General features: G+C 47.7%; 13 protein-coding genes. 12 read left to right on the forward strand and 1 reads right to left on the reverse strand.

Annotated features, from left to right (window positions below):
• The first annotated feature begins 335 nt into the window (after nt 1-335).
• The 12 genes from Q1J64_RS00755 to Q1J64_RS00810 all read left to right on the forward strand — a co-directional run bounded on the left by Q1J64_RS00755 (nt 336) and on the right by Q1J64_RS00810 (nt 13,274).
• Nucleotides 336-4,010 (forward strand): nitrate reductase subunit alpha, encoded by a 3,675-nt coding sequence (locus Q1J64_RS00755; protein ID WP_301107184.1) that lies wholly within the window; start codon nt 336-338, stop codon nt 4,008-4,010.
• Nucleotides 4,000-5,610 carry a nitrate reductase subunit beta gene (gene narH / locus Q1J64_RS00760; protein ID WP_301107185.1) on the forward strand — a complete coding sequence of 537 codons (1,611 nt, stop codon included), beginning with the start codon at nt 4,000-4,002 and terminating at the stop codon, nt 5,608-5,610. Before Q1J64_RS00755 ends, narH begins: the two co-directional genes overlap by 11 nt.
• Nucleotides 5,603-6,172, forward strand: a complete 570-nt coding sequence (gene narJ / locus Q1J64_RS00765) for a nitrate reductase molybdenum cofactor assembly chaperone (protein WP_301107186.1) — start codon at nt 5,603-5,605, stop codon at nt 6,170-6,172. The genes narH and narJ overlap by 8 nt, the downstream gene beginning before the upstream one ends.
• A complete protein-coding gene (gene narI / locus Q1J64_RS00770; protein WP_301107187.1) occupies nt 6,165-6,860 on the forward strand; it encodes a respiratory nitrate reductase subunit gamma in 696 nt (231 codons plus the stop codon). The genes narJ and narI overlap by 8 nt, the downstream gene beginning before the upstream one ends.
• 29 nt (nt 6,861-6,889) lie before the next feature.
• Nucleotides 6,890-7,369 (forward strand): GAF domain-containing protein, encoded by a 480-nt coding sequence (locus Q1J64_RS00775; RefSeq protein ID WP_301107188.1) that lies wholly within the window; start codon nt 6,890-6,892, stop codon nt 7,367-7,369.
• Complete coding sequence (locus tag Q1J64_RS00780; protein WP_301107189.1) at nt 7,350-8,432, forward strand: sensor histidine kinase; 1,083 nt, start codon at nt 7,350-7,352, stop codon at nt 8,430-8,432. The genes Q1J64_RS00775 and Q1J64_RS00780 overlap by 20 nt, the downstream gene beginning before the upstream one ends.
• Nucleotides 8,413-9,063, forward strand: a complete 651-nt coding sequence (locus Q1J64_RS00785) for a response regulator (RefSeq protein ID WP_301107190.1) — start codon at nt 8,413-8,415, stop codon at nt 9,061-9,063. Before Q1J64_RS00780 ends, Q1J64_RS00785 begins: the two co-directional genes overlap by 20 nt.
• A 16-nt stretch (nt 9,064-9,079) precedes the next feature.
• The gene (locus tag Q1J64_RS00790) at nt 9,080-9,610 is read left to right on the forward strand and encodes a hemerythrin domain-containing protein (RefSeq protein WP_301107191.1); all 531 of its coding nucleotides are present in this window, start codon (nt 9,080-9,082) and stop codon (nt 9,608-9,610) included.
• A gap of 173 nt (nt 9,611-9,783) precedes the next feature.
• Nucleotides 9,784-11,298, forward strand: coding sequence for a nitrate/nitrite transporter (locus tag Q1J64_RS00795; RefSeq protein ID WP_301107192.1), 1,515 nt, complete (start codon nt 9,784-9,786; stop codon nt 11,296-11,298).
• A 42-nt stretch (nt 11,299-11,340) separates the two neighbouring features.
• Nucleotides 11,341-12,360 (forward strand): ThiF family adenylyltransferase, encoded by a 1,020-nt coding sequence (locus tag Q1J64_RS00800; RefSeq protein WP_301107193.1) that lies wholly within the window; start codon nt 11,341-11,343, stop codon nt 12,358-12,360.
• Nucleotides 12,361-12,372: 12 nt separating this feature from the next.
• Nucleotides 12,373-12,894: a MogA/MoaB family molybdenum cofactor biosynthesis protein gene (locus Q1J64_RS00805; protein WP_301107194.1), complete on the forward strand. Its 522-nt coding sequence runs from the start codon at nt 12,373-12,375 to the stop codon at nt 12,892-12,894.
• A 119-nt stretch (nt 12,895-13,013) separates the two neighbouring features.
• Nucleotides 13,014-13,274 carry a hypothetical protein gene (locus Q1J64_RS00810; protein WP_301107195.1) on the forward strand — a complete coding sequence of 87 codons (261 nt, stop codon included), beginning with the start codon at nt 13,014-13,016 and terminating at the stop codon, nt 13,272-13,274.
• Between the two features lie 19 nt (nt 13,275-13,293).
• Here the strand turns inward: Q1J64_RS00810 and moaC are convergent, their stop codons facing one another.
• Nucleotides 13,294-13,785 carry a cyclic pyranopterin monophosphate synthase MoaC gene (gene moaC / locus Q1J64_RS00815; protein WP_301107196.1) on the reverse strand — a complete coding sequence of 164 codons (492 nt, stop codon included), beginning with the start codon at nt 13,783-13,785 and terminating at the stop codon, nt 13,294-13,296.
• Nucleotides 13,786-13,823 lie beyond the last annotated feature (38 nt).

The raw sequence follows: 13,823 nt of genomic DNA on the forward strand, positions 1-13,823 counted from the left end.
AGCTTTAGATGTTTTCTGAAGAATGAATAAAAGGTGTTGAAATTATTATTCTACTGAAGAGAACGTGTAAGTGTTTACCCTAAATGAAGCAGTCAAAAGTAGGGTACTCGGACGAGGGAAAAGGGAATTCCCTACTAGTGATTGTTGGAAAACGACGTATAATTAAGAAATAGATAGCAGATTACTAGATTTCAGGACGTTAGACTTACGTTGCGAAAACATAACTAGGGAATTCCCTTATTATAATTCTGATTAATAAGTTTATTTTAGGGTAAGTTGAAGAATATGTCTGTGTTCATTTGAAGCGACATTCTGAGAAGGAGTGGAAATGTTCGATGAAAAAGAGATTTGGACTGAATTATTTTAAACCTGTCGAAAGTTATTCTGGAAATTGGTCGGTGCTTGAGGAAAAGAATCGTGATTGGGAAAACATGTACCGTCAGCGCTGGTCGCATGACAAAGTGGTGCGTACAACGCACGGCGTAAACTGTACAGGCTCATGCAGCTGGAAAGTGTTTGTCAAGAACGGCATCATCACATGGGAAAATCAGCAAATCGATTATCCGTCCTGCGGGCCCGATATGCCGGAGTTCGAACCACGCGGCTGTCCGCGCGGTGCATCGTTTTCATGGTACGAATACAGCCCGCTGCGCGTAAAGTATCCTTATATACGAGGAAAACTGTGGCGCATGTGGAATGAAGCACTTCAGGAAACGAAAGATCCTGTGGCTGCCTGGACTTCCATCGTCGAAGATCCTGCTAAATCCAATGAATACAAAAAAGCACGCGGGAAAGGCGGGCATGTCCGCATTCATTGGCGCGATGCCACGATGCTGATTGCAGCGCAGCTGATCTATACTGTGCAGAAATATGGTCCGGACCGTGTGGCAGGGTTTACCCCGATTCCCGCCATGTCGATGGTCAGTTACGCATCAGGCGCGCGTTTCATTTCATTATTAGGCGGCGAGATGCTGAGCTTCTATGACTGGTACGCAGATCTTCCGCCATCCTCCCCACAAATTTGGGGCGAGCAGACGGATGTCCCTGAATCCAGCGACTGGTTCAACGCCGGCTATATCATCATGTGGGGTTCCAACGTGCCGTTGACGCGGACGCCGGATGCACACTTTATGACGGAAGTTCGTTATAAAGGAACGAAAGTGGTTTCTGTTGCACCGGACTATGCGGAAAGCGTGACGCACGCAGATGACTGGATCGCGGCAAACCCGGGAACAGACGCGGCAGTTGCGCAGGCCATGACGCACGTGATCTTGGACGAGTTCTATGAGAAACGCAAAGAGCCAACATTCCTAAACTATGCGAAACAGTATACAGATATGCCGTTTTTGATTCTATTAGACCCGCATGAAGATTCCTATAAGGCTGGACGTTTCCTAAGAGCGAGCGACCTGGGACAGCAGTCGGAACATGCAGACTGGAAACCGGTACTGTTTGATGAAGCGAAAGACGAAATCATTGTGCCAAACGGGACGATGGGTCAGCGCTGGGAGAAGGATGTTAAGTGGAATTTGAAGCTGGATAATGAAGACGGCACACGTGTCGAACCTGCTCTGTCTGTCGAAAATCATGCAGCTGAATGGAAGGAAATCCACTTCCCTTATTTTGATCAGCGAGGCAACGGTACATTCAAACGTCCAATCCCAGCAATGAAAGTGCAGTTTGCGGACGGAACCGAACGTCTGGTGACGACGACATATGATGTCATGATGAGTCAATACGGTGTCAACCGGATCGGCAGTGAGCTGGAGGCGACTGGATATGATGATGTTTCTTCTATATATACTCCAGCATGGCAGGAAGCAATTACGAATGTAAAACCTGAACTGGTTACACAAATTGCAATGGAATTCGCACAGAACGCGATCGATACAGGCGGACGTTCGATGATCATCATGGGCGCAGGTATCAACCACTGGTTCAACAGTGACACGATTTACCGAGCGATTCTGAACTTAGTTACATTGACTGCATCGCAAGGAGTCAACGGCGGAGGCTGGGCGCATTATGTCGGTCAGGAAAAATGCCGCCCGATTGAAGGCTGGAGCACGATTGCTTTCGCGAAAGACTGGCAAGGTCCGCCGCGTCTGCAAAACGCGACGTCATTCTTCTACTTCGCAACGGATCAGTGGAAATATGAAGAGGCAGGCGCAGATACACTCATGTCCCCGCTTGGCGGAGAAGCAAGATACCAGCACCCTGCGGATTATAACGTACTGGCAGCAAGACTTGGCTGGCTGCCGTCGTACCCGCAATTCAACAAAAACAGTCTGCAACTCGTGGAAGAAGCAGCAAAGCAAGGCAAAACGGAAACCAATGAAATCGTCAGCCATGTCGTCGATCAGTTGACTTCCGGCGAGTTGAACTTTGCGGCAGAAGATCCGGGAGCACCGGAAAACTTCCCGCGTTCGCTGTTCGTCTGGCGTTCGAACCTGATTTCCAGTTCGGCAAAAGGTCAGGAATATTTCATGAAGCATCTGCTCGGCGCATCGAGCGGTTTGCTGGCCAGTCCGAATGAAGACATGAAACCGGAAGAGATGGTCTGGCGTGATGAAGTCGAAGGCAAGCTGGATTTGCTGGTCGCACTCGATTTCCGTATGACTGCCACACCGCTTTACGCGGATATCGTCTTGCCGGCGGCTACCTGGTATGAAAAAGTAGACCTATCGTCTACGGATATGCACCCGTTCGTTCACCCATTCAATCCGGCGGTTAATCCGCTGTGGGAATCACGTTCTGACTGGGATATCTACCGCACGATTGCGCAGACATTCTCTGAACTTGCGAAGATTCATTTGCCGGGTGTCTACAAAGATCTCGTGACATCACCGCTTGCGCATGATTCGATCCAGGAGATTGCCCAGCCGTTCGGTGAAGTGAAGGATTGGAGTAAAGGTGAAATCGAAGCCATCCCGGGCAAGACGATGCCGGGTATGACAATTGTAGAGCGTGATTTCACGAAAATCTATGATAAGTACATTACGCTCGGCCCTTTATTGTCGACAGGGAAGACCGGCGCGCACGGAGTCAGTTTCTCCGTTGCCGAAGAGTACGAAATGATGAAAGGCATCAATGGTGTCTATGAAGACGATACGATTAAAAATGGCCTGCCGAAACTGTATACGGCAAAGCATGCAGCGGAAACCATGTTGACACTGTCTTCTGCTACAAACGGAAGGGTCTCGCAAAAGGCATTTGAAGCGGCAGAAGCAGATACGGGGGTAGAGCTGAAGGACATTTCAGCAGACCGTGCAGCCGAGCGTTTCACATTCGCGAACATTACCGCGCAGCCGCGAGAAGTGATTCCAACACCTGTATTTAGCGGATCGAATAAACTCGGACGACGCTACTCACCGTTTACGACGAATATCGAAAGACTCGTTCCATTCCGGACATTGACGGGCAGACAGCATTTTTATGTGGATCATGAATTCTTCCTTGGATTCGGTGAGGCACTGCCTGTCTACAAACCGACACTGCCGCCAATGGTATTCGCGGATCGTGACAAGGAAATTGTTGGAGGACAGGACGCGCTCGTACTGCGTTACCTGACACCGCACGGTAAGTGGAATATCCACTCAACGTATCAGGACAATCAGCATATGCTGACATTGTTCCGCGGAGGTCCGACTGTCTGGCTGTCGAATCTGGACGCAGAAGAGCACGGGATTGAAGATAATGCCTGGCTTGAAGTCTATAACCGCAACGGTGTCGTCAATGCGCGCGCCGTCGTTAGTCACCGGATGCCTAAAGGCACGATGTTCATGTATCACGCACAGGATAAGCACATTCAGATGCCGGGCTCGGAAATTACCGAGCAGCGCGGAGGTAGTCACAATGCACCGACGCGTATTCATATGAAGCCGACTCAAATGGTAGGCGGCTATGCTCAGCTCAGTTATGGATTCAACTATTACGGACCTATCGGAAATCAGCGAGATGTGTATGTCGCGGTCCGCAAGATGAAGGAGGTCAACTGGCTTGAAAATTAAAGCGCAGGTTGCAATGGTGATGAACTTAGACAAGTGTATTGGGTGTCATACGTGTAGTGTTACGTGTAAAACGACGTGGACGAACCGTGAAGGTGCGGAGTATATGTGGTTCAACAACGTAGAGACAAAGCCGGGAATCGGTTATCCGAAACGCTGGGAAGACCAGGAAGTTTATAAAGGCGGATGGCAATTACGCAAAGGAAAGCTAGAACTGAAATCTGGTTCTAAGCTTTCGAAAATCGCACTCGGTAAGATCTTTTACAATCCGGACATGCCGGAAATGAAAGATTACTATGAGCCTTGGACGTATGATTACGAGAAATTAACAGCTGCACCGGATCAGAAGCATACGCCGGTTGCACGTGCGAAATCTGTTGTAACAGGCGAATATATGGATCCGGAATGGGGTCCGAACTGGGAAGATCAGCTGGCGGGTGCTCACATTACAGGCCCGACTGATCCGAACATCGAAAAAATCGAGGAAGAAATCAAATTTAATTTTGAGCAGGCATTCATGATGTACTTGCCTAGACTTTGCGAACACTGCCTAAACCCTAGCTGTGTAGCATCTTGTCCTTCGGGCGCGATGTATAAGCGTGACGAAGACGGCATCGTCCTCGTTGACCAGGAAGCGTGCCGCGGCTGGCGTTACTGCATGACGGGCTGTCCGTATAAGAAAGTGTACTTCAACTGGAAGACGAATAAAGCGGAGAAGTGTACGTTCTGTTTCCCGCGTGTTGAGTCCGGACTTCCTACTGTTTGTTCTGAAACATGTACAGGACGAATCCGCTATCTCGGCGTCTTGCTATACGATGCAGATCGCGTGCAGGAAGCGGCATCTACACCGGATCCGAAAGACCTGTATCAAGCACAGCTGGATCTGTTCCTCGATCCGAACGATCCGGAAGTTATGGAGCAGGCACTCAAAGATGGTATTTCGGAAGACTGGATTCAAGCTGCACAAAACTCACCGGTCTACAAACTGGCGGTCGAATATAAGCTGGCATTCCCATTACACCCGGAATACCGTACATTGCCGATGGTTTGGTATGTACCGCCGCTTAGCCCGATCATGAACTATTTCGAAGGTAAAGACTCCATCAAGAACCCGGATATGATTTTCCCGGCAATTGAAGAAATGCGGATCCCGCTTCAGTACTTAGCGAATATGCTGACAGCAGGAGATGTGGAAACAGTGAAAGGAGGCTTGCAACGTATGGCAATGATGCGTTCTTACATGCGTGCCGTTTCTTCCGGTAAAGAATTCGATGAATCAAAACTGGAGCGGGTCGGCTTGAACGCCTCGCAGACGAAAGCGATGTACCGCCTGCTTGCAATTGCCAAATACGAAGACCGTTTTGTTATTCCGACGTCCCATAAGGAAGGCCAGATGAACGTCTATCGTTCGCAGGGCTCAGCTGGTTATGACGGCATGGGCACGTACGGCGAACAGGCACCTGCATCAAATCCGTATTCTTATTCCGTAATGGGCTCGGATGGAGGTTGTGACGGCTGCGGACCTGTAACTCCGGGAGCTCCTGTGAAGACAGGTAAGGAAATTTACGAAGAAAATTTCTATGGGGGGATCTGGCGTGATTAATCTTGATCTCTTATATGAAAAGAAAAATATCTTCGGATTTTTCTCCAATCAATTAAACTATCCTGAAAAACTGACATTCCATCCGTCAGTTTGGGAAGAATTCGTACCCGCTGATGCAGCGGGCTACGAAGATCTTCAAACGTATTGGGCAGCAATGCATACGTACAGTCTTCAAGACATTCAGGAACTGTACACCTATACATTCGATTTCCAGAAGGACGCTACACTTTTTATGACCTTCGTGAAGTTTGAAGACTCTAAGGAACGCGGGCAAATGCTCGCACGTTTGAAGGTACTGTATGAAATGTTCGGATTAGAGATGCCGGATGAAGAGCTATCCGATTTGCTTCCGTTGATGTGCGAATTCATTTATGCAGCTGAATGGAAGGGAGACCCGCGGGCGCAGCAAAGTTTTTCGATGCTGCTGGCGGTGATGGAAGACGGTAGCTATTCTTTGATGAAAGCGTTAGAAAAGTATGAAAGCCCGTATTTCCATTTAGTCCGGGCACTGCGGGAAACTTGTAAATCGTGCATTCAACGGGAGGTTTCAACCAATGACTAGTCAATTTCTTTGGGTCATTTTTCCTTACATCTGTATCGCAGTATTTATTGTCGGTCACATTTTCCGTTATCGAAACGATCAGTTCGGCTGGACAGCCAAATCCAGTGAGTTCATTGAGAAAAAGCAATTAATGATTGGCAGCCTGCTGTTTCACATCGGAATATTCCCTGTTATTTTAGGTCACGTGGCAGGCTTGGGGATTCCGAAAGAGTGGACGCGGGCAATGGGGGTCAGTGACCATATGTACCATATCGGTGCAGTGTGGGGCGGTGGTTTTTTTGGAGTTGTTACGCTGGTCGGAATGATAATCCTGACGGCGCGCCGTTTCACGAAATCAAATGTCCGTAAGCTGTCATCCACTTCGGACTTGGTCGTCAATTCGTTGCTGCTGTTTATCGTTTTCATTGGCGTCTACAGTTCACTGATTACGAATACGATGACGCCGGGATTTGACTATCGGGATACGATTTCTGTCTGGTTCCGCTCGCTGCTGATCTTACAGCCGGAAGCTGCCTTCATGTCGGCGGTGCCGATTGCATTCAAACTGCATATTCTGACAGGTTTCCTTATTTTCGCGATGTGGCCGTTCACGCGTCTGGTGCACGTCTGGAGTGTACCGTTGAATTATGTAGGTAGAAGTTATATTCTATATAGAAAACATCAGCCGACGAAACACACGCCAAGATGAGCGAATGATGAATATTAGGAGAGCATGCTATGAGGGGACAACAAAGTTTTAATTTCCAGTTAGCGATTGAGCAACTTAAAGATACGTTGCAAGTTGATTTCATCGGGTTAGCCATTGTGGATTTTAGTAAATACCACCACGAACTGAAATGGCGGTATGTCACTGGAAACTTAAATATGCGTTACCGGAGAATTGTCCTTAGCTCAGGAAAAGGGGTAGCCGGATTGGTTTTCAAAACAGGGAAGCCGATGCTGGTGTATGATGTGGATCATCATGTAGAGTCGCAAGATCTGTACAATTATCCAATCCTCATCTTCGAAAAGCTGAAAAGTTTTGGTGCCATACCCTTATTCCAGGATGATCATGTACAAGGCGTGCTGCTGGTCGGATATCGCGAATCAAAAAAAATGACTTCGGAAGTATTTGAACAAGTCAAATCGACAGTCGGCTCGCAATTTGGACCGTTTTATCATAAGGAGCGAATGAAAGATGACATTATCGAACAGTGAAAACCTAACAGATTTGTTGCAGAAATTATATGATCGTACGACTGAAGCGATGTTCTTTTTTGCGGCAAATGGGCAGATCCTTTCGATGAATGAAGCGGCAAAGCAAATTATCGAACCAAAAGTTTATGAAAAGATGCTGGAAGGTGAAGCGGATTCCATGTGTTTTACCTGCCGTGGCTTCACAAGTGAAGATGAGCAGATGACGTGTGTTTCCTGCTTTATGTCCAAACCGCAGCAGACACTGTCCTCCTTTCAGCTGTTTTTGGAGACGAAGGATCTGGGCGTGCAACCTTATAGCGCAACGTATCAGGTGATTGATGAAGAACAAGGGATATCGGCGTTGATGCTACGCAACTTAACGCGCCAGACGCAGACGGCAGAAGTCCTAAATCAAAAAATGCGTGTGAAGCAAGTGATTCAGGCACAGGAAAATGAGCGTAAGCGCATCTCGCGGGAACTACATGACGGTTTCGCGCAGGAAATGCTCAGTTCGCTTGTTGACTTGCGGGTCCTGAAATATATGGACGTCAATGATAAAGCGCTAGAGAAATTGCGTCAGACGGAAGGTTCCTTAATGCGTTTATTGGATGAAATCCGTCATTTATCAGTTGAATTGCGTCCGGCTGTTTTAGACGATTTCGGCCTCGAAGCAGCTTTTCGTACTCATATCAAAGGGCTGGAGAAAAATTACGGTCTCATCGTACATTTTAATTCCGAGCTGAAGAAAAAGCGCTATGAAGGAGAAATCGAAACTGTCATGTACCGGATTGGGCAGGAAGCGATACTGAATGCCATGAAATATGCGGAAGTGGAAGAAGTGTTTCTGACTTTGAAAGAAGAACAAGAGATTTTGAGCTTGGAGGTAGAGGACGAAGGGATAGGCTTCGACGTCAATGACTTTACCCCTCAAGGAACAGGCCTTGGTCTATACGGGATGAAAGAACGTGTGGAACTGGTAGGCGGAAATTTAGCGATTTCCTCCAGCGCAGATGAAGGAACCAAAATTCAAGTGGAAATTCCAGTTGGGAAGGAGCGGGCAACGAGTGAAAATCATAATAGCTGATGATCATGCGGTCGTCCGTACCGGATTCATGCATATCTTGAATTATCAAGAAGATATGGAGGTTGTAGCGACTGCTGCAGATGGATTGGAAGCATATGAGCTGGTTGCTAAGCACCGACCTGACATCATTTTGCTGGATTTAAGTATGCCGCCGGGTCAGAGTGGACTGATCGCGACAGGCAAGATCCATGAAGATTTTCCGGACACCAAGATTGTTATCTTGACGATGTATGATGATGAAGAGTATATGTTCCATGTTTTGAAAAATGGCGCGTCGGGGTATATTTTAAAAAATGCACCCGATGAAGAGCTAATCAGTGCACTTCGTGAAGTGTATGAAGGCGGCACCTATGTACATCCTTCCATGGCGACATCGCTTATTCGGGAGTTTGTGCAAAAAGAACCGAGACCCAAAGATGAGGATGATCCGTTCAAGATTTTATCCAAACGGGAAATCGAAATTTTGCCGCTCGTCGCTAAAGGGTACGGTAATAAAGAAATCGCAGAAATGCTGTATATTTCAGTCAAGACAGTAGAAGCGCATAAAGCGAAGATGATGGACAAACTGCAATTGAAGAGCCGTCCTGAACTAGTCGAATATGCACTGCGCAAGAAGTTCTTGAATTTTTGACAGGAGGCAGAGTGAGATGGTCAATTCGGGGTTTACCCATACATTGCCGGTCTTGCGTGTTCTGGAAAATGAACATCAATTCCTGATGCACGAAATGAGTCAATGGCATGCGATTGTGCTGGACTTTGAAAAGGGACTCTATTCCCGCGAAGAAGGACTGGTTGCGCTGAAGCAATTACGCAAGATGATCGTTGCGTTCATTGAGCCGTTAAAGAACCATACGGAAAAAGAAGAAAAGTACTTATTTCCGATGTTATCGCTATACGTCGGCAACGATCAGGGGCCGGTTCAAGCGGTGCAGGAAGAACACGACGAAATCGATGCGTATATCGGACATTTCCTCCATCATACAAGAGGCGACCTTTCGTCATTCAGCCTAGAGATGATGCAGGATGTCGTAAAAGACGCGGGCGAAGCGTTCGAGGTCATTATGATTCATTTCGTTAAAGAAGAGAATGTGATTTTCCCGATGGTTATAAACGTGCTGCGGGCGAAAGAGCAGGATGACTTGTTCGATCAGCTGTATACGTCGATTTTGCCGGAGTGAGTAAATAATATATAAGTTGAAAAAACTTTTTACATGGTAAGGGATACTATGTCCAGCAAACGTACTAGATAGCTTATAGAATCCAGGTTTATAAATTCAACTTATATAGAAACAATGATTGTGTTGTTCATTTGAATTCAGATGAAAACTAACTTCAGATTGGATGGATTACTATGACACAAAAGATCCAGTTGCCGTTACAGACGGCGAATCTAGTTGTCGGTTTCATGGTTTGGGTGCTTATTTCTTCATTGCTGCCGTTTATCAGTGAAGACATCTCGATCCCGCCTGAACGTGTGGCCATCATTACAGCAATTCCAGTAGTACTTGGTTCGATTTTACGTATTCCGCTCGGTTACTATGCGAATGTCTATGGCGCGCGCGTCATGTTCTTCGTCAGTTTTATTGTGCTGCTGTTTCCTGTCTACTACATAAGTGAAACATCGACAGTGACAGGGTTGTTGATTGGCGGTACATTGCTTGGGGTGGGCGGAGCGATTTTCTCAGTAGGTGTTACATCGCTGCCGAAATACTATCCGAAAGAAAAGCATGGGCTAGTCAACGGGATTTACGGGATGGGAAATATCGGTACAGCGATTACGACGTTTTCTGCACCGGTACTGGCCATGAAATTTGGCTGGTCGCTGACAGTTAAACTGTATTTGATTTTACTTCTGGTATTTATCGCACTGAATTTCTTCTTCGGTGACCGCCAGGAGAAAAAAGTGAAGGCGCCGATAGTTGAGCAGATTAAAGGTGTCTACAAGAATGAAAAACTTTGGTTTTTCTCCTTATTCTATTTCATTACGTTCGGTTCATTCGTAGCGTTCACCATATTCCTGCCGAACTTCCTGGTCAATTACTTTGGACTGGAGAAAGTGGATGCAGGTTTACGAACTGCGGGCTTCATCGTCGTGGCTACGTTATTGAGACCTGTAGGCGGATGGCTGGGCGATAAATTCCAACCGTTGTTCTTGTTGATGGGCTGTTTTGCCGGTTTGACATTTGCCTCTATTATTCTGGCGTTTTCACCGGACATTGCGCTGTATACAATAGGCAGTATTATCATTGCCGCAGCAGCGGGTATTGGAAATGGTGTCATCTTTAAACTGGTTCCTCTGTATTTCAGTAAGCAGGCGGGAACAGTGAACGGGATTGTTTCGATGATGGGCGGTTTGGGCGGATTCTTCCCTCCATTATTACTCGCAACAATCTTCTCGATGACAGGTTCGTACTCTATCGGCTTTATGGCGTTCTCTCAAGTGTCGCTTGTGAGTCTGGTATTGGTTGTCTGGCTCTATTATATGGACCGGGTCAGTCTGTCAAAAGAAGTATTTGATTCGACAGGACAGGGAATTCTTGTAACGAATAAAAATGATGAAATCGTCACTGTTAATCCGGCATTTACGAGCTTGACGGGTTATAGTGAGGAAGAAGTGCTTGGTAAAAGTCCAAGTATCCTCAGTTCCGGCCGCCATGATAAAGCTTATTACGATGAGATGTGGAGACAAATCTCTGAACATGGTGAATGGCAGGGAGAAATTTGGAATAAGAAGAAAAACGGCGAAGAGTATTTGGAGTTCTTATCCATCAGCGCCGTGAAGGATGGAACAGGCGATGTGGTCCGCTATGTTGGATCATTCAGCGACATCAGTCCAGTATCAGCAGAAGGCAATCGGTTACCATAACCGATGCCTTCGTTTCTGGTTGAATGAAAGGAAGTAGATGAAGTGGACAATCGTTATTCTAGACAGACGTTATTTCAGCCGATCGGTTTATCAGGTCAGCAACGACTTGCTGAATCGCACGCTGTCATCATCGGCTGCGGCGCGCTGGGTTCGGCAATTTCTGAAACGCTTGTGCGCGGAGGAATCGGCAAAATCACACTTGCGGACCGCGATTATGTCGAAGCATCCAATCTGCAGCGCCAGCAATTATTTACAGAAGCAGATGCCAACAACAGTGTTCCGAAAGTCGTCGCAGGAAAACAGCGCCTGCTTTCGATTCGTGAAGATGTGGAAATTCGTACCGTGCTTGATCACGTGGATGGACCGTTGTTAGAAGAGCTGGCGCAGGGCACTAATTTGCTGATCGATGCGACTGATAATTTTGAAACGCGTCTGCTGATCAACGATGTTTCCTGGAAACTGAATATTCCATGGATTTATGGAGCCGTTGTCGGAAGTTCCGGCAGCGTCTTTCCTTTCATTCCGGGCAAAACGCCTTGTTTCCGCTGTTTGTTGCCGGTACTACCATCGGTCAATGAAACATGTGATACAGTAGGGGTGATTGCGCCTGCCGTTCAGATTTCTTCGGCGCATCAAAGTGCAGAAGCGTTAAAATGGCTGACTGGAAATGAAGCAGCCATGCGCACGAAGCTCCTGCATTTTGATGTGTGGAACAATACATCCGTCGAAGCGGGAATCAGCCGGATGAAAAATACGGACTGCGAAACATGTGGCAGTCATCCGGTGTATCCGGCGTTGCATCAGCAATCCGGCACGCAATACGCAGTGCTGTGCGGACGCGATACGGTGCAGATCATACCGGACGCGGGCAGGGAACTGACAGTGGCGGACGGGGTATGGGTGGCACAGCAGTTGCAGACTCCATATCGCGAGACACCGTTTTTCGTCGAGTTTCATTCAGAAGGCTACCGCTGTATTTTGTTCGGCAACGGACGGCTGCTTATACACGGACTGAAAAATATGCAGACAGGACGTAAAATCTATCATTCATTATTCGGCTAGGGGGCACAGAAAATGGAAGAGTCTCATTTACCACAGCAAGCGCGTAAGAAGTCGATTGCGGTGGCAGTACTGACGATCAGCGACACGCGGACGGAAGCGGACGATAAGAGCGGAAAGATTATTAGGGGAAAGCTGGAAGACGCCGGCCATCATGTGCAGGAATACGGAATTTGTCTGGATGAAGGCGAGCATATCGTGCGTCAGCTGTCAGACTGGCTGTCGGATTCAGCAATTCAAGCCATGATTTTTACAGGCGGCACGGGCATTGGTGCGCGTGACGTAACAGTGGAAATGGTGACGCCTTATTTCACAAAGCCGCTGGACGGTTTTGGTGAGCTGTTTCGTTTCCTGAGTTATACGGAAGATGTTGGTTCAAAAGCAATGCTGAGTCGCGCGGCGGCTGGAGCTATTGGTGAACAAGTGGTGTTTTTGCTACCAGGTTCGTCAAAAGCAGTGTCGCTCGCGATGGATAAGCTAATTTTGCCGGAACTGCCGCATATTGTGCATGAGTTGACGAAGCATTTGGGCGAGTGAGATGTTGCTTATGAGCGTGGGCGGGGCGGGTATGATCGAGTTTCCGGGGCGTATGAGCGGCTGGCAGTTTGCTATGAGCGGTTGAGCGAGGCTTATGATCGTGGGCGGACTTTATTGGCGTGGCCGACTGGGAGTTTGGTGCGCTGGAGCTAGAGTTTGGTGCGTTCGACAGTGAGTTACGCGCGTTCAATCATGAGTTTGGCGCGGTTCCAGCAGAGTTTGGTTCGTTGGGACGGCTGATTGGCGCGGCCGACAGCAAGTTTGGTGCGGGAGCCATCTGGTTTGGTTCGTTGGCGCATGCTTTTAGTGCGGCTGCAAGCCACTTTGGTTCGCATCGGCAGTGTTTTCGCGCTGGCACACGGTTAAGCCACTCCAAATAAATAAAAAAACGCACAGCACTCAGTCTGCGCGTTCGTAATCTCCATTTTTTCCACCGGTTTTCGTCTGCAGCATCGTTGGACCGATGACCATCTCTTTACCAGCGGCCTTGCACATATCGTAGATTGTCAGCGCAGCGGCTGAAGCGGCTGTCAGGGCTTCCATTTCAACGCCTGTGACGCCCTTCGTTTTCACTTCTGCTTCAATCAGCACTTCGTAATGTGACTGTGCTTCATCAATTTTCCATTCGAAACGGACGTCGACGCCTGTAAGTGGCAATGGATGACACATCGGAATGATCGTTGCAGTATTCTTCGCTGCCATGATGGCGGCAACTTGGGCGACTGCGAAGACGTCTCCTTTTTTATTGGTGCCGTGTGTGATCTGTTCGTGGATCGATTCATTGACGATAATGGAAGATTTGGCGACTGCAGTGCGCAATGTCACGGATTTATCGGAAACGTCGACCATCTTGGCGCGGCCCTGTTCGTTAAAGTGAGTAAGCTCGGACATATAATTCATCCTTTCGTTTCATTCATTGTACTCGTAAG

Source organism: Sporosarcina sp. (assembly GCF_029257255.1).
Lineage (GTDB): Bacteria > Bacillota > Bacilli > Bacillales_A > Planococcaceae > Sporosarcina.

What these genes read in the sequence shown, in the direction of transcription:
- Q1J64_RS00755 (WP_301107184.1), top strand. Translation starts at nt 336, where the DNA reads ATGAAAAAGAGATTTGGACTGAATTATTTTAAACCTGTCGAAAGTTAT.
- narI (WP_301107187.1), top strand. Translation starts at nt 6,165, where the DNA reads ATGACTAGTCAATTTCTTTGGGTCATTTTTCCTTACATCTGTATCGCA.
- Q1J64_RS00775 (WP_301107188.1), top strand. Translation starts at nt 6,890, where the DNA reads ATGAGGGGACAACAAAGTTTTAATTTCCAGTTAGCGATTGAGCAACTT.
- Q1J64_RS00780 (WP_301107189.1), top strand. Translation starts at nt 7,350, where the DNA reads ATGACATTATCGAACAGTGAAAACCTAACAGATTTGTTGCAGAAATTA.
- Q1J64_RS00790 (WP_301107191.1), top strand. Translation starts at nt 9,080, where the DNA reads ATGGTCAATTCGGGGTTTACCCATACATTGCCGGTCTTGCGTGTTCTG.
- Q1J64_RS00795 (WP_301107192.1), top strand. Translation starts at nt 9,784, where the DNA reads ATGACACAAAAGATCCAGTTGCCGTTACAGACGGCGAATCTAGTTGTC.
- Q1J64_RS00805 (WP_301107194.1), top strand. Translation starts at nt 12,373, where the DNA reads ATGGAAGAGTCTCATTTACCACAGCAAGCGCGTAAGAAGTCGATTGCG.
- moaC (WP_301107196.1), bottom strand. Translation starts at nt 13,785, where the DNA reads ATGTCCGAGCTTACTCACTTTAACGAACAGGGCCGCGCCAAGATGGTC.